The following is a 20,746-nucleotide window of genomic DNA, read 5'->3' as shown; positions in this document are numbered from 1 at the left end:
TCTCGCGCAAGGGGGCCGGCGGGCGGAGTGGGGCCGCCCGCCGGCCCCTGGGTCGTTCCACGCCCGGGCTCTCACGTGGGGTCAGGGTGTCCAGGCCGGTCGTGCTGAGTCCGGGCTAGGCCCGGTCGCGGTGGCTGGTGTCGCACCACGGGTAGCGGCGGCTGCGGCGGCAGGTGCACAGGGCCACGCGGAAGCGGTCGGAGGAGACGACGGAGCCGTCCTCCAGCTCCACCTCCACCGGGCCCTCCAACAGCAGCGGGCCCTTGCGCTGGACGCTGACGCGGCGCGGCGCCGCGGACCGGTCAGACGGGGAGTTCGGCACGGACGACCACCAACTCTTCCTTGTCCTCGGCGGCGGGCAGCAGTCCCCGCTCCCGCAGCCAGCGTTCCCGGCCGCGCAGCACGGGCCCCAGCGCGATGCGGCGCCGGCGGGTCACCGCGGCCTTCAGACCGGCCGACCGCAACTGTTCGACGGTCAGGTCCGGGCCGCTGAGTGCCGACTGCACGAGCAGCAGCACCCCGCCCGGCCGCAGCAGACCGGGCGCTTCGCGGCAGATCCGGTCGACGACCAGCCGCCCGTCGGCGCCCGCGTCCCACGCCCGGGCAGCACCCCGGGGCGGCCTGTGATGGCCGTCCGGCGACGGCACGTAGGGCGGGTTGGCCAGGATCAGATCGAACGTCCTTCCGTGCACGGGCTCGAAGAGGTTCCCGTGCCGGATGCGGACCGGGAGCCCCGCGAGCCGGGCGTTCAGCCGCGCGGCCCACACGGCGCTCCAGGACACGTCCACGGCGGTCACACGGCCGCCCCGGCGCGCGGCCTCCAGGGCCAGGGCGCCGCTGCCGGTGCCCACGTCGAGGACGCGCGCACCCGGAGGCAGCGGCTCGTCGGACAGGGCACCGGCCAGCAGCTCGGTGTCTTCCTGTGGGGCGTACACGCCCGGGAGTACCAGTGCAATCACGGACGCCGGGTACCCCGGACATCAGGAGATATGAGCTGCTTCCTGGGCGAGGGGAGCATGCAGTGACGAACGAGTTGCGCGCCAGTCGGCCAGGAGCCGGGCGCCGAAGCGTTCCTCCACGAACTCCGTGGCGCCGATGCCGAAGGCGACGTCCGGGGCGAGATACGGCTCGCATTCCAGCAGTCCGCCGATGACGTCGTGCCGCACCACCTGCTCGTGGACCGCGTCCGCCTCGACGTGCTCGTCGTAGAAGTGCTCGGCGGCGGGCCCCGCGCCGGTGCGGCGCATCGCTTCGGCGAGCCGGCGCGACCCCGGTGACGAGGTGATCTCCACCGTCGCGAAGTGCCCGACGAGGGCGCCCCTGAGGGCCCGGTGCAACCCGAAGAGCGACATCATGTTCACCGTGACGAGGGCCTCCGCGCACGCCGCGTCCAGGTAGCGGCCGTAGGCGGTGTCCAGGCCCAGGTCCGCCATCAGGTCCGCGAACAGGCGGGCGTGCACACGCTCCGCGCGGCCGCCGCCCCACTCGTCGAACTCCACCGCCGCCATCGCCGCCTTCGCCCGGCCCGACAGCCGGGGCAGCACCCAGGCGTGCGGGTCCGCCTCCTTGAGGTGGTAGAGGGAGCGCTGGGCCGCGTACTCGCGCACCTGCCACAGCTCGCCCTCGTCCCGCAGGAAGTGGCTGACGCCCGTGCCCTCGACGGGCTCGACCAGAAGCCCGGCCAGTGCCTCGTCCACGCTGTCGTGGACGTGTGCGTCACTGCGCAGGGCGGACAGGAAACGGTGCTCCATGGCCGCGCGGACGCGCAACAGGTCCGGATCCCACTCGCGCTCCGGGGGAACGCCCGCGAAGCCGCGGTAGTGCAGCTCGTAGCACAGGTAGAGGGCGAGCTGGAGGTCGTCGCCGTACACCTCGGCGCGGGCGACCTCCTCCAGGCGGGGCAGGCGGCCTGCGCCCCGCAGATGGGCGTCGACGCCCCTGCTCAGCGGTCCGCGCGGGGTGGGAAGTGGTGGTCCTTCGTGCTCCATGCGCGCCGGGTACCCGCGCGGCGCGCATGGTCACCCGCAGCGTGACACCCGCCCAGGGGGTACTCCGGCGGGTCATGAAGGCACTGGTGGTGAACTGCACCCTCAAGAAGTCGCCCGAGACCTCGAACCGAGGCGCTGCCGAACGTCGTGGTCGAGCAGCTGCGGAAGGACGGCGTGGACGTCGACGTCCTACGGGCCGTCGACCCGGACATCGCTCCGGGAGTGACCAGCGAACCGGTGGACGACGGTGTTGCGTGGCCGGGGGTGCACGCACGCCTGCTGGAGTCGCAGATCCTGGTCATCGCCTCGCCGACCCGGCTGGGCGGGCCGTCCTCGGTGGCGCAGCGGGTCCTGGAACGGATGGACGCCAAGCTGTCCGAGACCGACGAGGAGGGCCGGCCGGTGGCCTACAACCGGGTGGCGGGCGTGGTCGTCACCGGCAACGAGGACGGGGCCCATGTGATCGACGAGATCACGAGAGGCCTTGAGGACATCGGCTGCACCATCCCGGGCCAGGCCTGGACGTACTGGAACCAGGGGCCGGGGCCCGGGCCGAGCTTCCTCGACGCCGAGCGGGGCCACGACTGGTCGCGGTCGACCGGACGGGCCATGTCGGCGAACCTGCTCGGTGTGGCCCGGGCCCTGGCCGCGCGGCCGCGCGGACCGCCGCCCCCGTAGCCCGGGCCCGCCCGGTACCCGTCAGTCCCCCTCGGACTCCTCCTGCGCACGCGTGTTCGGAGTGGTGGCATCCCCGGCCTCGCCCCGGTGGCGGCGCTCCTCGGCGGAGTCCCGGGCGCGTTTCTCGGCGTCCTCGACCTCCCGCAGCACCTCTTCGAGTGCTGTCTCGGCCGGCTTGCCCTGCCGGTCCTCGTCGCGGTGCTGATCCTGGTGCTGGGTCACAGGGTGCTCCTTTCCGTGTGCGGTACGTCCGGTCGTGGTGGAGGTGGTCCGGTCAGCGGGTCACGGCGGGGGCGGTCAGCTGGAGGCCCGGGCGATGCGCAGCGGCACCGGGTCGGCGGGGGCGGCCTCCTCGCTGCTCCTGGCGACCTCGGCCCACCAGGAGGGGCCGTCCTCGATGTGGCGCAGCAGCACGCCCTCTCGGATCGCCCAGGGGCAGACCGTGACGGCCTTGATGCCGGTCAGCTTCAGCGCGGTGTGCCCCACCACCGCTCCGGCCAGGCTCTGTGCGGCGCGCGGTGCGGAGATGCCCGGCAGGTGCGCGCGTTCGGCGGCGGGCAGAGCGGCCAGCTGCGTGATCGCCGTCCGCAGGTCGGAGCGGCGCATCTGGCGGTCCACGAAGGGTCCGTGGCGTCCGGGCGCCGCGCCGCACAGCCGGCCCAGCTGCTGGAAGGTGCGGGAGGTGGCGACCGCGGTGCGCGGTCCCTCCCACCGGATCCGCGCCGCCACGTCCCGCAACTGGTGGCGTACCTTGCGGCGCAGCGCACGGACGCGCTCCGGCGACGGCGGGTCCTCGTCGTCGAAGAACTCGTGCGTCAACCGCCGCGCCCCCAACGGCAAGGACGCCACGAAGTCCGGCAGCCGGCCGCGCCCGAAGGCGACTTCGAGGGTGCCCCCGCCGATGTCGAGCAGGGCGAGCGGCCCCGAGCGCCAGCCCATCCAGCGCCGGGCCCCGAGAAACGTCAGTTCGGCCTCGACCTCGCCCGGCAGGGTGCACAGGTCGACGCCGGTACGGGCGCGGACGGTGCGCAGCACCTCGTGCCGGTTCGGTGCGTTGCGCACCACGGCGGTCGCGAAGGCCGGCGGGTCGGCCGCACCCCAGCGGGTGGCGGTCCTGCTCGCCTCGGCCACCGCGTCCACGAGTTGCGCAACGGCCTGCTCCGGGATGGGTCCCCCCGGTGTGACCTGCTCGGACAGCCTGAGTCGCCATTTGGCGGTGTGCACGGGCAGCGGCACCCCGTCCGCCGCGTCCGCGACCACAAGTCTGACCGTGTTCGATCCCACGTCCACCACGCTGATTCGCATGGCCGGTGGGTACCCATTTACGGGGCCGCCCAACAGGCAGCGCAGCAGGGAAGAGGGACTGCCGGGCCCTGTGCGTGACGGCCCCCTGCGCTCCCGGCCGGTCACCTGCGCATGACCGGCGGAACCGGCGGACCACCAGGACGCGCTCGTGTGGCTCGTCCGGCACCCCCATCGACCGGGCGAGGGCCATGACCGCGAGAGACCGCGAGATCCACCACCGCTTCGGCGAGGCCGCGGGGGGCGTGGTCCGGGCGGCGGGGCCCTCGGGCGCGCTGTCGGGGGAGGGATTTCCGTGGCATGGGAGCACCACGTTTTCGAGGGACGTGTACGAGAAGGGGAAAGTTCGCATTCCTTGACGCGCATATAACTCGGGAGGCATATTGAAGTCATGCCCGACGCCGCCCTCTGGACCGCGCTCGCCGACCCCCATCGGCGGGCCATGGTCGCCCTGCTCCTGGAGCGGCCCCGGTCCGTCGGTGAGATCGTCGAGGCGTGCGGACTGAGTCAGCCGAGCACCTCCAAGCACCTGAAGGTGCTGCGCGAGGCGGGGCTGGTCCGGGTGCGGCAGGACGCCCAGCGCCGCGTCTACGCCCTCGACCCCGGCCCGATCGCCGCCCTGGACACCTGGCTCGCCCCCTACCGCGCGCTGTGGAACAAGAGCCTCGACGCGCTGGGCCGCCGGCTCGACGATACGCCGGACGCCTCCGAACCCCCCGCAGCCAAGGACTGATCACCGTGACCACGGACCTCACCGGCACTTATCTGACCCTGGAGGACGGCCGTCCCGCCGTCCGTTTCAGCCGCCTCTACGACCACCCCGTCGACCGTGTCTGGCAGTTCGTGACCGACCCGGACGAGCTGGAGCGCTGGTTCCCGTCCCGCGCCGAGATCGAGCTGCGCCCCGGCGGCACCGTCACCTTCAGCGGAGACCCGCACATGGAGGACTCCACCGGCCGGGTCCTCGCCGTCGACCCGCCCCGGCACCTGTCGTTCGAGTGGGGCGGGGACGAACTCCACTTCGACCTGGAGCAGACCGGCGAGAGGAGCACCCGCTTCACGCTCACCAACGTCCTCGACACCGACGAAAGCGCCGCCCGCAACGGCGCCGGCTGGGAGGTCTGCCTGGCCGCTCTGGACGCCAGGGCGCGCGGCGAGGAGACCGCGGCTCCGCACGCCGGGGCCGACGCGCCCTGGAAGGAGCTCTACGCCGCCTATGTGGCGGCAGGGGTGCCCTCTGGCGCACCGGTGCCCGGACTGGACTGACCGCTCACGCCATCTGACGCCGCACCAGCTCGTGCAGCCGTCCGCTCGTGTCGGCGAGGAGCTGGGCGGGCGGGCCCTGCTGGATGACCTTGCCGTCCTCCATCACCACGACCCGGTCGGCGTCCATCACGGTCGACAGCCGGTGCGCGATGACGACCCGGGTGGCGTTGAGGGCCTTGGTGCTCTCGATGACCGTGCGCTGCGTCTCGTTGTCGAGCGCGCTGGTCGCCTCGTCGAAGAAGAGGATGCGGGGCCGCCGGATCAGTGCCTGGGCGATCATCAGCCGCTGGCGCTGGCCGCCGGAGACGGCTCCGCTGCCCGCGACGATGGTGTGCAGCCCCATCGGCATCCGCTTGATGTCCTCGGCCAGGCCCGCCATCTCCGCCGCCGCCATCGCCTCCTCCGGCGTGTACGGCTCGGTGCCGCAGATGACGTCCAGGATCGAACCGGTGAACGGCTGCGCGTGCTGGAGCACCACACCGCACTGGCGGCGCACCGCCGACTGGTCGAGGGCCGCCAGGTCCTGCCCGTCGTAGAGCACGCTGCCCGACACCGGCCGGTCGAAGCCGATCAGCAGCCGCAGCAGTGTCGACTTCCCGCAGCCGCTCGGGCCGACGACCGCGACGAACTCGCCCGGCCGCACCTCGAACGACACGTCGTCCAACACCAGGGGACCGTCGTCCGAGTAGCGGAACGACAGCCGCCGCGCCTCGATCGCCCCGGTCAGCGGACCCGGCCGCGTACTCGCCGTACGCACCTCGGGCGTCGCGTCCAGCACCGGCTTGATCTCCTCGAACAGCGGCAGCGCGGCCACCGCCGAGACGAACGAGCCCGTCAGCTGCGTGACGGAGGTCAGCACCATCGTCACCGAGGTGTTGAAGGTGAGGAACGCCGCCGCCGACATCGAGCCCCGGGCCGGACCCGCCAGCAGCATGAACATCAGCAGGGTGCACAGCGGCAGGTACACCGCGCCCAGCACCGTCGTGAGGTTCTTGATGCGGCCGACCTTCTGCTGGAGCTCACGGCTGCGTGCGAACTCCGACGCCCACGCGGCGTACGCGTAGTTCTCGGCGGCCGCCACCCGCAGCTTCGGCAGTCCGCGCAACGTCTGGAACGCCTGGTTGTTCAGCTTGTTGGAGAGCACCACCAGACGCCGCTGCCAGCGCACCTGCCACAGCCCGAGTCCCAGGAACACCGCCGCGATGACGACGAGCATGCCGATCGCGGCCATCGCCATCGGCACGCTGTACCAGAACAGCAGCCCCAGGTTCATCGCGCCGATCGTCACCGACTGGGCGACCGTCGGCCCGACACCCGCCAGCAGCCTGCGGATCGCGCTGATGCCCATGGCCGCGCTCGCCAGCTCGCCGGTGGAGCGCTCGGTGAAGAACTTCGTCGGCAGCCTCAGCAGCCGGTCCCACACCGCCGGCTGGAGCGTGGCCTCGATCCGGCCCTCGATCCGCAGGATGGTCAGGTTCTGCAAGAGCATGAAGGCCGCGGCCACCACACTGCTCAGCATCACCGCGAGACACACCTGCACGATCAGGCCCGTCTGCGCCTTCGGCACGAACTCGCCCAGCACCTTGCCGGTCGCGACCGGCACCAGCGCGCCGATCGCCACCGTGACCAGACCGCTGAGCAGCAGACCCGTCAGATCGCCGCGCATGCCCCGCAGGCAGAACCGCAGCAGCCCCAGTGGACCGAGCCGCCGCTCCGGCAGCGGACGGTAGAACATCACCGCGCGCGGCTCGAACTCGTCGGCGTTGGCCTTCTCGATCGGTGTCTCACGCCCGGTCGACGGATGCACCGCGACGTAGCCGCCGCGCCGCCACAGCAGCGCCACCGGCGCCCCCGACAGGGCCCGCTGACCCACCAGCGGCCCCACGTCGTCCCGCCACCAGCGGCCGTCGAGGCGAACCGCCCGGGTGCGCACGCGGGAGGCCAGGGCGACCTGCTCGACCGGGTCGAGACGGTCGCCGCCGGTGCCCTTCTGGGTCGGCTCGGTGATGCGGATCCCGGCCGCCTGCCCGACCAGCCTGCACGCCGCGTACGTGGCGTCGGCGTCGGCCGAGGTGGTCCGCTTGCCCGACCGCTTCCCGATGGAGGCGAGCAGTGTCCGGTCCGCCTGGGCGCGCACCGCCTCACCGGCCTTGATGCCCTCGGCGGTGCGCGACTCGTGCGTGCGCTCCAGCTGCTCGATCCAGCGGTCCAGCGTGGTCAGCAGCCGGTACTGCTGGTCGACCATGGACTGCCACAGCGCCGGATCCATCAGCAGGTCGGCCGCGGCCTCTGCGCCGTACAGCGAGCCGTACTGCACGCTGCCCGGGGGCACCTGCATCCAGAACACGTCGTCGTCGGTGGGGGCCGCCGCCCGCTCGGTGGCCATCGGCGCCTGGAAGAGGATCGACAGGCTGCGGCCGACCCCGAGGGCGAGTGCGTACTCCAGTGGACTCGTCGTCGGCGGCACGTACTGCGGATTGCCGTACTCGTCGTACGACCAGGTCGCCGTGTCGGCCGGCTGGTACAGCTCGCGCAGCCCGATGCGGTGCACCACGCAGTCCCGCAGCGGCCGGGCCACCAGGGTGTGCTCCGGGCCCGGCACCGGGCCGAGCACCAGCGAACCGGCCTCCAGACGGCCGAGGTGATGCCAGTGGCCCTGCTGCCCGGCGTCGACCGCGAACAGGTCCACGGCGCCGGACACGACCAGCCACAGCACCTGCGGCCCCTCGAGGTCGAGCCGGTTGAAGCCGGCGCAGTCGATGCGCGAGCCCATCTGCCCGAAGGCGCCCAGCACGAGGTCGCCGTCGTGCCCTTCGTGAACGGTCGTCATCTCACCGCTCCCTGACCAGGGCCGCGTACGCACCGCCGCGGGCCACCAGGTCCTCGTGCCGTCCCCGCTCCACGACCGTGCCGTGCTGAAGGACGACGATCTCGTCGCTGTCGCGGACCGTGCTGAGCCGGTGCGCGATCACCACACAGGCACAGCCGCGCCGGCGCAGGTTGTCCATCACGACCTGTTCGGTCTCCGCGTCCAGCGCGCTCGTCACCTCGTCGAGCACCAGGATGCTCGGCCGGCGCACCAACGCCCGCGCGATCTCCAGGCGCTGGCGCTGACCGCCGGAGAAGTTGCGGCCGTCCTGCTCCACCTTGCTGTGGATACCGCCCGGGCGGCGCGTGATCACGTCGTACAGGGCGGCGTCGCGCAACGCCTCCTCCACCGCGTCGTCCGGGATCGACGGGTCCCACAGCGCCACGTTGTCGCGGACCGTGCCCTCGAAGAGGAACACGTCCTGGTCGACGAAGGACACCGAGGCGGCCAGCGCCCCGCGCGGGATGTCCTCGATGCGCTGCCCGTCGATGCGGATCACACCCTCCCACGGCGCGTACAGCCCGGAGATCATCCGGGACACCGTGGACTTGCCGCTGCCCGAGCCGCCCACCAGCGCCACCTGCTGCCCGGGCCCGACCGTCAGGTCGAAGCCGGACAGCAGCGGCTTGTCGAGGGGGCTGTAGCCGAAGGTGATGTTCTCCAGCTCGACATGGCCCTGGAGACGGCGCGTCGACTCGGAGGCGCCCGGCCGGCCGTAGAGCGGGTCGGCCTGGAAGTTCTCCACGTCCTTCAGCCGGGCCACGTCCGCCGCGAAGTCCTGGATGCGGCCCGCGACGCCGTTCAGCCGGGTCAGGGGGGCCGTGAAGCGGGTGACCAGTGCCTGGAAGGCGACCAGCAGACCCACCGAGATGTGTCCCTCGACCGCCCGCATACCGCCGATCCACAGGATCAGCGCGCTGTTGAGGGTGGCGAGCGTCGGCGCTACCACGCCGAGCCAGGCACTCGGCACGCCGAGCCGCTGCTGCTCCTCCAGGGTGGTGGCATGCTGTCCGGCCCACTTGCGGAAGTAGCCGTCCTCGCCGCCGGTGGCCTTCATCGTCTCGATGAGCTGCAGGCCCGTGTAGGCGGTGTTGGTGAGGCGTGCGGTGTCCGCGCGCAGCTTCGCCGTGCGGGTCGCCCGCAGCCGGATGACGACCCGCATCGCCACGACGTTCAGCAGGGCCACGCCGATGCCGACGAACGTCAGCTGCGGGTCGTAGGTGTAGAGCAGCACCGCGTACAGCACGACCACGATCGCGTCCACGCCGGCCGCCGCGAGGTCGCGGGACAGGGTCTCGGAGACCGCGTCGTTGGACTGCAACCGCTGCACCAGGTCGGCCGGGCTGCGCTGGGAGAAGAACGTCACCGGCAGCCGCAGCAGATGCCGCAGGAAGCGGGCGCTGGACAGGGTCGAGGAGATGATGCGGCCGCGCAGCAGGTTGGCCTGCTGGAGCCAGGTCAGCACGACCGTGAGCAGCACGCAGGCCGCCATCGACGTGAACAGCACGCCGAGCAGCGAGGTCTGGTCGCCGATCAGGAACTCGTCGATGTAGGTACGGCTCAGGGCGGGCACCGCCGCGCCGACCGCCACCAGCAGCAGGCTCGACAGGACCGCGGCGGGCATGGTGCCCGCGGTGCCGCGCAGCCGTGCGGGCATCGCGCCCAGCACGCCCGGCTTGCGGCCGCCCCGGGTGAAGTCCTCGCCGGGCTCCATCACCAGCACGACACCGGTGAAGCTGCCGTCGAAGTCCTCCATGGGGACGAACCGGCGGCCCTTGCCCGGGTCGTTGATGTACACGCCGCGGCGGCCGAAGCGGCGGCCCGTGCCGTCGTAGACGACGTAGTGGTTGAACTCCCAGAACAGAATGGCCGGCGACTTCACCTCGGCGAGGGCGGCCAGGTCCATCTGCATGCCCTTGGCCGTCAGGCCGTAGGAGCGGGCCGCCTTGAGGAGGTTGCTGGCGCGAGAGCCGTCCCGGGAGACGCCGCAGGCGATGCGCAGCTCCTCCAGCGGGACGTGCTTGCCGTAGTGGCCGAGCACCATCGCCAGGGAGGCGGCGCCGCACTCGACGGCTTCCATCTGGAGCACGGTAGGGGTGCGGACGGTCTTGGCCCGGGCCTTGGGCACCTTGCGCTTCGGCGGGGCGGCGCGGCGCCTGCTGCGGGGTTCCTGTGCGGTCGCGCTCATGGCAGCAGCCAGTCGACGGGGCGCTGGTCGGCGAGCCGGATCGAACCGGAGGCCAGCGTCATGGAGGTCAGCCTGAAGGGGGGCCCGTCCGCGGACGACCACCGGTAACCGCTCTTCGTGGCGGAGGACTTGTCCAGCCGTACCGTCACGGCCACCGGCCTGCCCTTCTTGGTGAACTGCTCGCCCAGCTGGCTGTCCCCGAGGAAGGCGGCGATCGTCTGCGGGGACTGCGCCGCGCGGTCCACCGACTTCACATGGCCGCGCAGCACGCCGTACTCCTGTGTCGGCACCGACTGCACGGTGAGGTCCACGGCCGCGTCGTCGGGGATCGAGGCTGCGTTCTCCGCCGGGACGTACACGGTGGCGTAGAGCGGATCGCCGGTGTGGGCGACCTTCTCCACGGCGGCGACGTTCGCGCCGGTCCGGATGATCTGCCCGACGGTCGCGGCCAGCGCGGAGACCCGGCCGGCGGCGAGGGTGCGGACGACCGCCTCGCCCTCGGGCGTGCGGACCTTGAGCACGGGGGAGTTCGCGGGGACCTGCTCGCCCTGCTCGGCGAGCACCGCGGTGACCTGGCCCGCGACGGGGCTCTGCAGGAGGTAACTGCCCTGCCCGTGCGTGATGATGGCGGGCGCGCTGACGGTGGAGGTCACCGAGCCGGTCACGGCCCACACCGAGGCGGCCGCCATGGCGACGACCGTCACCGAGAGCACGAGCCAGCCCTGCGGGCGGGCGAAGCGCACCGGCAGGTCGAGCTCCTCCGGGGACTGGAGCTTGGCGAGGGCCTGTTGGCGGAACTGCAAGGAACTTCCCTCACCCGTGGAAGAGGTTCATACGGGACCGTGGAGGAGACTCACGCGGAACCGTGGGAGAGATGTATACGGAACCCGAAGAACCCGGAACCGCGGGCTGCGGTTCCGGGAATCAACGGCACAAGGGCTCGATCAGAGGCCGGAGACCAGACCGGTGACCGGGGCCGTGTTCAGGCCGGTGACGCCCTCGACGGTGCCGACGGCGGTGTCGACCAGGCCGGAGACGGGGGCAATGCCGTCAACGGTGTCGGTGACGGTGTTCACGGCGTTCACGGACAGGCCGCCGGAGATGGCGTCGAGCGCGGCGTCAGCGATTTCGACGGTCTCGACCTGGGGGGTGGAGTTCATGGTGGAACTTCCCTTCATATGGATATCTCACAAGGGGGGAGCGGCCCCCTCTGGGGGACAGATGACGGCCGCGACCGCGAGCGCCGGACATCCGTTTCCGAGTGCCCTGAGCGGCCCCCGCGGTGCGATGGATCAAAGCACGCCGCAGCTCGCAGCTTCCAATCAACCACCCCCCTCACCAGGACACTTGCGCCCCAGCGGTACCGATGAGTGGAGGTCTGCGCACCGCTTGGCGGCGAGTTCTTCACATGCGCCATCGCATCGGCGCATTCGGGGTCTTGAGTCGCCGGGAGGCGAATCCGGCACTCCCGCCCCAAAGGCGTGACCGACGCGGCGGGGTCTGTGGACAACCCTCCTTTCGGTGACCGGGTTGAGCATTCGATGTGCAGATTCGCTGAAGCCGGGATTCGACTCCGGAACTGCGACAGATCGTTCCCGGCCGGATACGAAGCGTTTCCTTCCGGTGGGGCTGACGCGGCGTCGGTTGCTGAAAGGCCGTCATCCGGCCATGGCGCGCCGCGGACCCCGCCGGGCCAGGCCCGCCGGACCGGCCGCTGTGAGCAGGGCGGTCGCCGCGTGCACGGGTCCGCTTGCGCACGGCGGGAGTTGGCTGATTCCGCGGTGCGAAGGGATCACTTGCAAACGGAATTGAACGCCCCGTGCGGCCCGTGCGTACCAACAGCCATCCAGGCGCCCCCCAGAAGCTGCCGGACGGCGGCACCTACTCCGTTCCCCAGGAGGAGAGAAGTTTGAGTCACAAGCGAATTCCGAAGCGCAAGGCCGCGATAGCGGCGGGCAGTGTGGTGGCGCTCGGCGCCGCCGCGATCCTGCTCCCCAACGCCAACGCCTCGCAGGACGGTTCGTCCGGCGACGCGGCCGGCGCGCCGAAGACCCTGAAGGCGGGCGACGCCTCGGATCTCGCCTCCCAGCTCTCCGGGCTCCTCGGTGACGCGTTCGGCGGCTCGTACTACGACGGCGACAACAAGCAGCTCGTCGTCAACGTCGTCCCGGGCGACAACAACAACGTGATCGTGCAGGCGAAGGCGGCCGGCGCGAAGGTCCGCGAGGTCGACAACAGCTGGTCGGAGCTCCAGGAGGGGGCGTCGACGCTGAAGTCCGAGGCGACGATCGCGGGCACCTCGTGGGCGATCGACCCGCGCACCAACAAGCTCCTCGTGACGGCCGACAGCACCGTGACCGGCGCCAAGTGGGACAGACTGGAATCCACCGTGCAGGAGCTCGGCTCCGGCATGGCCACGCTCAAGAAGTCCTCCGGCACCTTCAAGCCGTTCGTCTCCGGCGGCGACGCCATCTTCGCGGGCGGCTCACGCTGCTCTCTCGGCTTCAACGTCACCGCGAGCGACGGCTCCCCGGCCTTCCTGACCGCCGGCCACTGCACCCTCGGCGGCAACGAATGGTCCGACACCCAGGGCGGCCAGCCGATCGCCACGGTCGACCAGTCGACCTTCCCCGGCAACGGTGACTTCGCACTCGTGAAGTACGACGACCCGGCGACCGAGGCGCCCAGCGAGGTCAACACCGGCGACCAGACCGTGCCGATCACCGAGGCCGCCGAGGCGACCGTCGGCCAGCAGGTCTTCCGGATGGGCAGCACCACCGGGCTCAACGACGGCCAGGTCCTCGGCCTGGACGCCACGGTGAACTACCCGGAGGGCACGGTCACCGGCCTCATCCAGACCGACGTCTGCGCCGAGCCCGGCGACAGCGGCGGCTCGCTGTTCACGCAGGACGGTCTCGCCATCGGCCTGACCTCCGGCGGCAGCGGTGACTGCACGGCCGGCGGCGAGACGTTCTTCCAGCCGGTGACCACCGCGCTGGAGGCGGTCGGCGCGACCCTCGGCGCGGGCGGTGCCGCGGGCGGCGGCGCCGGTGCCGGCGACGAGGCCGGTGCGGGGCAGGAGGCCGGCGCGGGCGACGAGGCGGGCGCCGGTGAAGAGGCCGGTGCCGGCGGCGAAGCCGGTGCGGGCGCCGGTGAGGAAGCCGGAGCCGGTGAAGACGCCGGAGCCGGCGAAGAGGCAGGTGCCGGTGCCGGCGAGCAGGCCGGGGGCGACGAAGCGGGCGCCGGAGCCGGTCAGGACGCGGGCGCCGGTCAGGACGCGGGTCAGGGTGCCGAGGACCACTCGGGTCTGACCGAGTCCCGCTGACCCCTGCACAACCGTCGGCAGCCGGTCCGACGCGGCCGGCCCGGTTCCGCCCCCCTTCCTGGCGGAACCGGGCCGGCTCGCCTGCGTCCCCGGCCGGCTGCCGACCCCCGACGGCCCTATCCCAGCGCCCGGATCAGCAACAGGGCGATGTCATCGAGCCGTTCCTCCCCGTCCGCGTGGTGCCGCTCCTGGTGGACGAGGCTGTCGGCCAGCTCGTCCAGCGGCAGGTCCCCGGAATCGCCCACCCGCCGGCCGAGATCCGCGAGGGCCTCCTCGAAGTCCGTACCGGGGGACTCGACGAGACCGTCCGTGTAGAGGACCAGCAGCGAACCGGGGAGCAGGGCGACCTCCGTCGTCGGGTACACCGCGGAGGCGTCGATGCCCAGCAGCGGGCCGCCCGCCAGATCGAGGACCCGCACCCGGCCGTCCGGCCGTCTCAACAGCGGCGGGGGATGCCCCGCCCGGGACATCACGGCCCGCCCGTGCTCCGGGTCGAGCCGCAGGTACAGGCAGCTGGCGAACAGGTCGGACCCGAGGTCGAGCAGTAGCCGGTTGGTGCTGCGCATGACCTCCTCGGGCGCCTGCCCCACGGTGGTGTACGCGCGCACCGCCGTGCGGACCTGGCCCATCAGCCCAGCCGCCGTCACGTTGTGGCCCTGCACGTCCCCGATCACCGCCGCCGCCCTGCCCTGGGCGCCGACCAGGTCGTAGAAGTCGCCGCCGATGTCCATGCCCTGAGTGGCCGGCACATAGCGGCCGACCGCCTCGATGCCGGGCAGCGCCGGCAGGGAGTGCGGCAGCAGCGCCTCCTGCAGACCGTGCGCGAGCCGGTGTTTGGCGTCGTACAGCAGCGCCCGTTCCAGGGCCTGGGCGATCAGCCCGGCCATGCTCGTCATCACGGCCCGCTCGTCCGTCGGGAACGGGTGCGGTTCGGCGTAGGAGAGCACGCACGTGCCCACCGGGCGGCCCTGGGCGATCAGCGGCAGGAACGCCCAGGCCGCGAACCCGTCGGGGGTCGCGCGCCGCGCCGGGTACAGGCGCTCCAGCTGCTCCTGCGACTCGAAGAACGCGGGCACGCCCGTCCGCAGCACCTGGGTGCCCGGTGTCGACTCGGTCAGGGGCATCCCGTCGAACCGCTCCACCACGTGCGGGTCCCGGTACCCGCGGTGCCCGAGCACCCGCAGCCGCTTGGCCCGCGAGCCCAGCATGACCAGGGCCTGGCTGCCCACCGCCGGGGCGATCTCGTCGGCGACCAGCTGCACCACGTCCTGCACACCCACCGCCTCGGTGAGCGCCCCCGCCAGGTCCAGCACCTGCGAGATGGTGACCAGCCGGGACGGCGCCCCGTCGGGCGGCGGCGTGGTCCGGTTCATCCGGGAGACGGTCCGGGACCTGGTGATGCGGACGCTCAGGCCTGTCGTGCTCGGGTACAGCCGGAACGACAGCCACTCGCCGGGCGGGCGCAGCGCCACGAAGGAGGTGACGTGCTGGCTCAGCAGCGCGGCCCGGTAGCGGTCCTCGTACACCGGGTCGTTGAGCCAGGGCACCGATGCCCACAGCTGGGTGCCGAGCAGCCGGCTGACCGGGACGTTCAGCAGCTCGGCCGCCGCCGCGTTCACGAAGCCGACCCGTCCGTGCAGGTCCAGCGAGACCAGACCGTAGGGCAGCCGGCTCACCATCCGGGCCGCCTCGACCGTGCCGAGCGTGCCCGCCATGTCGCCCACCAGGGGCGAGGCGAGCATGTCGGTCTCGGGGTGCGGCGGGATGCTGTGCTGGGCGGCCCGCTCCAGCCGGACCGCCAGCCGCCCGCAGGCCGCGGTCAGATGGTCGCGCTCGTGGTCGGACATCTCCGCCGGATGCGCACCCGGCCAGGTCACGAAGACCGCGCCGTAGACGGTCGACTCGGTGGCGACCGGCACCGCGGCCAGGGCGAACGGGTAGGGCAGCACCACGGCGATCCGCGGGTAGAGGCGGGCCATCTCCTCCTCGCCGCCGACCCACACCAGCCGCCGTTCGCGCGCCGCGTCCGCGACCGGGATCGGCGAGCTCAGGCCCACCCGCTCCCAGGGCGCCGCGAACGCCCGGGGCAGGCCGGCCATCACGGCCATCTCCAGCACCGGCTGATCCGGTGCCATCAGGTACACCGCGCCGGAGTGGGCGTGCACCTCGTCCATCATCGAGGCCAGGGCCAGCGAGAGCAGGGGACGGCCGACCGGCGTCCGGGCGGCTGCCGGCGCCTGTGCGGACGACTGCCCGTCGGACACGCCGACCACCTCCTCGCACGGCCGCGCGACCGGGTTCAGGAACAAATCTCCTCCCTGGCGGCCCGTCCCGCACGACGAGCGGTTCCGCGACGGGTGCCGATTACCGTCGGTCACACGGGGGTCGGCCCCACAGGGCGAATTCTCGTACCCCGACCTTGCCGACCCATGCCCCCGTAGTCGAAGCGTGGCCGGGCGTACGGGCGCTGGGCGTGCGCCCCCGCGCATCCTGATGGCCGGTTCTTCGCGCCCACGGAGGGTCACGGTCGCGAACAATGGGGCAGACGCTCACCACGACGAGGGGGCGTACAGCGAGCCGAGGGGTGGCAGTGATCCGGGTGCTTCTGGTCCACGACGAGTGTCTGGTGCGGTCGGTGCTGGCGGAGTGGCTCCGCCAGAAGTCCGACCTGGCGGTGCACGACACGTCGTGGCGCGGCGCGCCGGGCACCGTGCGGTCGGTCCGGCCGGACGTGTGCGCGGCGGACCTGGAGTGCGCGGACTCCTACGGCATTCCTCCGCTGGGCGAACTGTGCCGGCCCGGGCCGGACCGCGTGCGCCCCCGATTACTCGTGCTCGCCACCGCGAACCGGCCGGGCCTGCTGAAGCGGGCGGTCGAGGCGGGGGCGCTCGGGTACGTCGACAAGGAGGGATCCCCGCAGAATCTGCTGCGCGGGATCCGTCGCGTTGCCGAGGGGGAACGTTTCGTCAACGACTCGCTGGGCTTCGGGTTCCTCAAGGCGGCCGAGATGCCGCTGACCCGCAGAGAACTGAGCGTGTTGTCGCTCGCGGCCGAGGGAGCCTCCATCGCGGAGATAGCCGGGAGTCTGCACCTGTCCCACGGGACGGTGCGCAACTACATGGCCGCCATCACCCGCAAGACCGGGGCCCGCAACCGCATCGACGCGATACGCATCTCCCAGGGCCAGGGCTGGCTCTGACCCCTGCGCGTCGCGTCCGGCCGGATCCGGTCGTTACCGGGCCGGTGCGGGGGTCCAGCTTCCGACCAGGTCACGGTACAGCGCGCAGGACCGCAGCAGGTCCTCATGGCCGCCGTACGCCGTGCTCCGCCCGTCCATCACGAGGATCCGGTCGGCGCGGCGGGCCGAGCTGATGCGGTGGGCCACGACCACCAGGGTCCCGCCCGGCCGCGCGGCGAACGCCCGCTCGGCGCGCTCCTCCGCCCCGGGGTCCAGATGGCAGGTCGCCTCGTCCAGCAGGGCGAGCGGGGCGTACGACAGATAGGCCCGGGTCAGCGCGATCAGCTGCCGTTCGCCCGCCGACAGCGCCGTGGGATCGACCCGGGCGCCCAGTCCGCCGAGCCGCGCGGCCAGCGGGGCGAGGCCGACCGCCTCGGCCGCGGCCAGCAGCTCCTCCTCGGGCACCGGGCCCGGACGCAGATAGGCGAGGTTCTCGGCCAGGGTGCCGCCGAAGACGTACGCCTCCTGCGGGATGAGCACCCGGGCGGCGGCGGCCTCGGGGCCGGGCACGGGGTGCCCGGCGACCCGGACGGTGCCGTGCGAGGGCATGAGCAGCCCCGCCACCAGCGCGGTGAGCGTGGACTTGCCGGTACCGCTGGGGCCGACGACGGCCAGGTGCGCGCCGGGCGGGAGGGTGAGGTCGAAGTCGTGCACGACGGGCGCGCTGGCGGGGCCGTAGGCGAAGGTTACGGACGTGAGCGAGAGGGCGGGGGGCGCGGTGGCGTGGTCCGCCGCGACGCCCGGGGTCACGGGCACACGCAGCCCGGCACCGGCGAAGGCGGGCCGCGTCAGCATGTCCCCGCTGGTGTCGGTCGCCCGGATCTTCTCGGTCACCGTCCCGCACACCGGGCCCGAGTCTTCCGGCGGGCGAGGCGGGTCGGTGTCCGTCGCGGCCAGTCTGCGCAGCACCACCGTCAGGCGGGATCCGCTCGTGCCCAGCCCGTGGATCAGGTTCCGCAGGGCCGGGAGCAGCGACTGGGTGACGTAGGCGAGGGCACCGACCAGGGCGCCCGCGGTGACGCCGTGGGCCAGCAGCCAGGGAGCGGCGGCCAGCAACAGCACGATCGGCATCTGCCCGCCGATCGTCAGGGACGCCACCCGCAGCACGCCCCAGCGGGCCAGCGCGCGAGCCGCCCGCAGTTCCGCCTCGACCCGTTCCCCGGTGCCCGCGGCGATCTGCGCCTCGGCGCCGGTCGCCGTGACGTCGCGCAGGCCCGGGCACACGGTGCCGAGGTCGCCGGCGAGGGCCTCGTCGGCGACCAGGAACGTCTCCTGCCGCCGGGCGAGGGGCCGCAGCGTCGCGGCGAACAGCGCCATGCCCAGGGCCAGGGGCGGCCCCACGACCAGCAGAAGCGGCGGGGCGAGCGTGAACAGCCCCGCCAGGGCACCGGCGGAGGTGAACACGAACGAGCGGGAGACCATGACCAGTCCGGCGAAGGTGTCCCGGGCGATCTCCACCTGCTGGGTAAGCCCCGACAGGGAGCGGGCCTCACCGGTCCGCACACCGCGCGAGACCACCCGCTCCACGAGCCGGTCCCGGAGCGGTTCGACCAGGTCGGCGACGGCTGCGTAGACCCGGGCGGTCCCGAGCGCGCCGAGCAGGACGCCCAGGCCGGTCACCGCCAGCCAGGCCAGTCCGACATCCGCCCGGCCGCGCAGGAACCCCTCGTCCAGGGCCCGGGCGGTGCCGTACCCGATGAGGAAGGTCTGCCCGGTCTCCAGCACGGACCAGGCGGTGAGCCGCAGCAGCACCCGCCGACGGGCCAGCAGGAAGGCCAGGCCCCGGGCGGCAAGGCCGGTGGCGGCGGTCATGGCCGCACTCCGGCCCCGGCAGACCCACCTGTCCAGGTCCGGCTGCTGCTCACGCCGTCACACCCCTTTCCCCGCTCACCGTGCCCCGGGTGTCCGGCGCAGGCCGTGAACCGCCGTCCGCCGCAGGGGTGTCGGCGGGGTCGGCTCCGTCCCCGAACACCGCCCGGTACTCCGGCAGCCGCCACAGCTCCTCGTGCCGCCCCACGGCCCGCACCCGCCCGCCGTCCAGCCACGCCACGGCATCGGCACACGCTGCCGTCGCACCCCGGTGGGCGACCAGGAGGCGGGTGGTTCCCGGGCCGTCGCCCAAAAGCGAGTCGGTGATGTGGCGTTCCGTCACCGTGTCGAGGCTGGAGAGGGCGTCGTCGAGGATCAGCAGGCGCCCCCCGTGCGCGAACGCCCGGGCCAGGCCCAGCCGTTGGGACTCGCCACCCGAGCGTTGGGCATCCGCGACGGGCGTGCCGTATCCGTAGGGGAGACGGCGGACGAAGTCGTCCGCGCGGGCCGTGCGGGCCGCCTTCCGGACCCGGGCGGGGGAGGGGGCGGCCAGGCCGAGGCCGATCGCCTGCTCGACCGTCCCGCCGAGGAGCGCCGGGCGGGCGAAGGCGTAGCCGACGGCACCCCGCAGGTCGTCGTGGCCGAGCTCGCGCAGCGGCACACCGTCGAGCAGTATCTCGCCCCCGTCCGGGTCGGCCAGCCGTCCGGCGAGCGCGGCCAGGAGCGACTTGCCGGAGCCGGACCGGCCGACCACCGCCAGCGTCGTGCCGCCGGGCACGTCGAGATCCACCCCGTCGAGCACGGTGCGTCCGCCGCGCCGGGCCGTCACCCCGCGCAGCTCCAGCCGCCCTGGCCCGGCGGGCAGCCGGCGGTCGCCGTACGTCGTGGCGGGTTCGGTCCCGACCTCGCCGAGGCGCCGGGCCGCGGCCCGGGCCCGGGCCAGGCCCGCGAGGCGGCCCACCACCACACCGACACCGGTCGCCAGCACCGCGTACCGGGAGGCCGCCAGCACCTCGCCCACCGAGAGCCGGTCCCGGGTGAGCAGGACCCCGGCCACGGCGACGACCGCGAGCTGCAGCAGCGGCGCCACGGCGACCGCCCGGGCCGCCGCCCGCCCCTGCACCCGCCACATGCGGTGCCCTGCCCGGGACAGCTCGGGCAGCGGCCGCAGCACCCGGGCCGCCTCCCGGCCTTCCGTGCCGGCCGCCCGGACGGTGCGGACCCCTTCGACGGCCTCGGCCAGCGCGGCAGCGATCCGCCCCTGGGCCTGCTGATAGCGCGACGCGCTGTCGGAGGTGTCCCGGGAGACGGCACGCAGGAGAAACGCCAGCACGGGGGCTCCGGCGAGGAACACGGCCGCGAGCCACCAGTCGATCACCGCGAGGGCGATCACCCCGCCGACCGGCCCGGCGAGCGCGGCCAGCAGCGCCGCACGGGCCGCCGGGGTGGTGCCCGCCTCGGCGGCGTTGCCCACCAGACGGGCCACGAGGTCACCGGAGCCGAAGCGGTCGGCGGCCCGCGGGCCGACGCCCAGGACGTGCCCGGTCAGCCGGCGGCGCAGCCAGGCCGTCGTACGGGCGTCGACGGTGCCGGTGAGGACGGTCTGGGCCGCGTCGAGCAGACCCAGCAGCAGGACGAGGCCGGCGCAGCAGAGCACCCAGCGGGTCGCCGGGGCGTGTGCCAGCACGAGATCGAGGGCCCGGCCGAGCACAGCCGGGAGCAGCAGTCCGGCACCGGTGGCGGCGGTGCTCACCAGGCACAGCACCACACAGCGGGACCCGCTGTACCGGGTGGCCGTGCGCAGCAGCGTGCGCGCGTGTCCGGCCGCCGGGTCGTCGTCGCCGCGCGGGGTCATACGGGCCTTTCCTGGAACGGGAAGGAGCCCGGGCGGCCCCTCCTCGAAGGGAGAGAGCCGCCCGGAGCGAGCAGACCGTGGATCAGAGACAGAGCAGAACGCTCGCGGCGCTGATGCAGGAGAGCAGGCTCACCGTGCTGTTGCCGCCGTCCGTGCGCTCTTCGGTCTCGATGGTCTGCAGGTCGAGAAGTGCCATGGTGATTCCTTCCGTTGGGTGTCCGTCCGTGG

The 20,746-nt window shown here is 73.1% G+C and carries 17 protein-coding genes and 1 pseudogene; 5 read left to right on the top strand and 13 right to left on the bottom strand.

What is annotated here, in order from left to right:
- Window positions 1-115: 115 nt before the first annotated feature.
- Genes ACFZDI_RS13370 through ACFZDI_RS13360 form a run of 3 tightly spaced genes read right to left on the bottom strand, consistent with a single transcriptional unit; the run spans window position 116 to window position 1,988 of the window.
- The gene (locus ACFZDI_RS13370) at window positions 116-322 is read right to left on the bottom strand and encodes a CDGSH iron-sulfur domain-containing protein (protein ID WP_391250170.1); all 207 of its coding nucleotides are present in this window, start codon (window positions 320-322) and stop codon (window positions 116-118) included.
- Complete coding sequence (locus tag ACFZDI_RS13365; protein ID WP_234850726.1) at window positions 303-959, bottom strand: HemK2/MTQ2 family protein methyltransferase; 657 nt, start codon at window positions 957-959, stop codon at window positions 303-305. The genes ACFZDI_RS13370 and ACFZDI_RS13365 overlap by 20 nt, the downstream gene beginning before the upstream one ends.
- A 21-nt stretch (window positions 960-980) precedes the next feature.
- Window positions 981-1,988, bottom strand: a complete 1,008-nt coding sequence (locus ACFZDI_RS13360; RefSeq protein ID WP_391250168.1) for an iron-containing redox enzyme family protein — start codon at window positions 1,986-1,988, stop codon at window positions 981-983.
- Between the two features lie 74 nt (window positions 1,989-2,062).
- Between ACFZDI_RS13360 and ACFZDI_RS13355 the strand changes: the two are divergent.
- Window positions 2,063-2,666: pseudogene (locus ACFZDI_RS13355) on the top strand (flavodoxin family protein).
- 21 nt (window positions 2,667-2,687) lie between these two features.
- Here the strand turns inward: ACFZDI_RS13355 and ACFZDI_RS13350 are convergent.
- On the bottom strand, window positions 2,688-2,888 hold the full coding sequence (locus tag ACFZDI_RS13350; protein ID WP_234850724.1) for a hypothetical protein: 201 nt from the start codon (window positions 2,886-2,888) through the stop codon (window positions 2,688-2,690).
- A gap of 75 nt (window positions 2,889-2,963) precedes the next feature.
- Window positions 2,964-3,971 (bottom strand): Ppx/GppA family phosphatase, encoded by a 1,008-nt coding sequence (locus tag ACFZDI_RS13345; RefSeq protein WP_391250165.1) that lies wholly within the window; start codon window positions 3,969-3,971, stop codon window positions 2,964-2,966.
- A gap of 388 nt (window positions 3,972-4,359) precedes the next feature.
- On the opposite strand from ACFZDI_RS13345, the gene ACFZDI_RS13340 reads away from it, so the two are divergent.
- Both ACFZDI_RS13340 and ACFZDI_RS13335 read left to right on the top strand, forming a co-directional pair.
- A complete protein-coding gene (locus ACFZDI_RS13340; RefSeq protein ID WP_391250163.1) occupies window positions 4,360-4,701 on the top strand; it encodes a metalloregulator ArsR/SmtB family transcription factor in 342 nt (113 codons plus the stop codon).
- 5 nt (window positions 4,702-4,706) lie between these two features.
- On the top strand, window positions 4,707-5,234 hold the full coding sequence (locus ACFZDI_RS13335) for an SRPBCC domain-containing protein (protein ID WP_391250161.1): 528 nt from the start codon (window positions 4,707-4,709) through the stop codon (window positions 5,232-5,234).
- A 4-nt stretch (window positions 5,235-5,238) separates the two neighbouring features.
- On the opposite strand, the gene ACFZDI_RS13330 is transcribed toward ACFZDI_RS13335, so the two are convergent.
- From ACFZDI_RS13330 to ACFZDI_RS13315, 4 genes are all read right to left on the bottom strand, one after another.
- On the bottom strand, window positions 5,239-8,064 hold the full coding sequence (locus tag ACFZDI_RS13330; protein ID WP_234847778.1) for an NHLP bacteriocin export ABC transporter permease/ATPase subunit: 2,826 nt from the start codon (window positions 8,062-8,064) through the stop codon (window positions 5,239-5,241).
- Between the two features lies 1 nt (window position 8,065).
- Window positions 8,066-10,291, bottom strand: coding sequence for an NHLP family bacteriocin export ABC transporter peptidase/permease/ATPase subunit (locus ACFZDI_RS13325; protein WP_391250159.1), 2,226 nt, complete (start codon window positions 10,289-10,291; stop codon window positions 8,066-8,068).
- Window positions 10,288-11,094, bottom strand: a complete 807-nt coding sequence (locus ACFZDI_RS13320; RefSeq protein ID WP_391250157.1) for an HlyD family efflux transporter periplasmic adaptor subunit — start codon at window positions 11,092-11,094, stop codon at window positions 10,288-10,290. The genes ACFZDI_RS13325 and ACFZDI_RS13320 overlap by 4 nt, the downstream gene beginning before the upstream one ends.
- A gap of 141 nt (window positions 11,095-11,235) precedes the next feature.
- On the bottom strand, window positions 11,236-11,451 hold the full coding sequence (locus tag ACFZDI_RS13315; RefSeq protein ID WP_234847775.1) for a type A2 lantipeptide: 216 nt from the start codon (window positions 11,449-11,451) through the stop codon (window positions 11,236-11,238).
- Between the two features lie 749 nt (window positions 11,452-12,200).
- Here ACFZDI_RS13315 and ACFZDI_RS13310 point away from each other — a divergent pair.
- Window positions 12,201-13,616, top strand: coding sequence for a trypsin-like serine protease (locus tag ACFZDI_RS13310; RefSeq protein ID WP_391250155.1), 1,416 nt, complete (start codon window positions 12,201-12,203; stop codon window positions 13,614-13,616).
- A gap of 116 nt (window positions 13,617-13,732) precedes the next feature.
- Here ACFZDI_RS13310 and ACFZDI_RS13305 read toward each other — a convergent pair whose 3' ends face one another.
- Window positions 13,733-15,889 carry a SpoIIE family protein phosphatase gene (locus ACFZDI_RS13305; RefSeq protein ID WP_391251098.1) on the bottom strand — a complete coding sequence of 719 codons (2,157 nt, stop codon included), beginning with the start codon at window positions 15,887-15,889 and terminating at the stop codon, window positions 13,733-13,735.
- 317 nt (window positions 15,890-16,206) lie between these two features.
- On the opposite strand from ACFZDI_RS13305, the gene ACFZDI_RS13300 reads away from it, so the two are divergent.
- Complete coding sequence (locus tag ACFZDI_RS13300; RefSeq protein WP_391250153.1) at window positions 16,207-16,815, top strand: LuxR C-terminal-related transcriptional regulator; 609 nt, start codon at window positions 16,207-16,209, stop codon at window positions 16,813-16,815.
- Between the two features lie 33 nt (window positions 16,816-16,848).
- Here ACFZDI_RS13300 and ACFZDI_RS13295 read toward each other — a convergent pair whose 3' ends face one another.
- The 3 genes from ACFZDI_RS13295 to ACFZDI_RS13285 all read right to left on the bottom strand — a co-directional run bounded on the left by ACFZDI_RS13295 (window position 16,849) and on the right by ACFZDI_RS13285 (window position 20,714).
- Window positions 16,849-18,666, bottom strand: coding sequence for an ATP-binding cassette domain-containing protein (locus ACFZDI_RS13295; protein ID WP_391250151.1), 1,818 nt, complete (start codon window positions 18,664-18,666; stop codon window positions 16,849-16,851).
- Window positions 18,667-18,715: 49 nt separating this feature from the next.
- Entirely contained in the window at window positions 18,716-20,518 is a 1,803-nt protein-coding gene (locus tag ACFZDI_RS13290; RefSeq protein WP_391250148.1) for an ABC transporter transmembrane domain-containing protein, read from the bottom strand.
- A gap of 82 nt (window positions 20,519-20,600) precedes the next feature.
- Window positions 20,601-20,714: a SapB/AmfS family lanthipeptide gene (locus ACFZDI_RS13285; protein ID WP_234847770.1), complete on the bottom strand. Its 114-nt coding sequence runs from the start codon at window positions 20,712-20,714 to the stop codon at window positions 20,601-20,603.
- Between the last annotated feature and the right edge of the window lie 32 nt (window positions 20,715-20,746).

This window comes from Streptomyces sp. NPDC007907 (genome assembly GCF_042959365.1).
GTDB lineage: Bacteria > Actinomycetota > Actinomycetes > Streptomycetales > Streptomycetaceae > Streptomyces > Streptomyces indiaensis.
The sequence above is the reverse complement of the archived record's forward strand: the minus strand, read 5'-3'. Positions and strand labels throughout refer to the sequence as shown.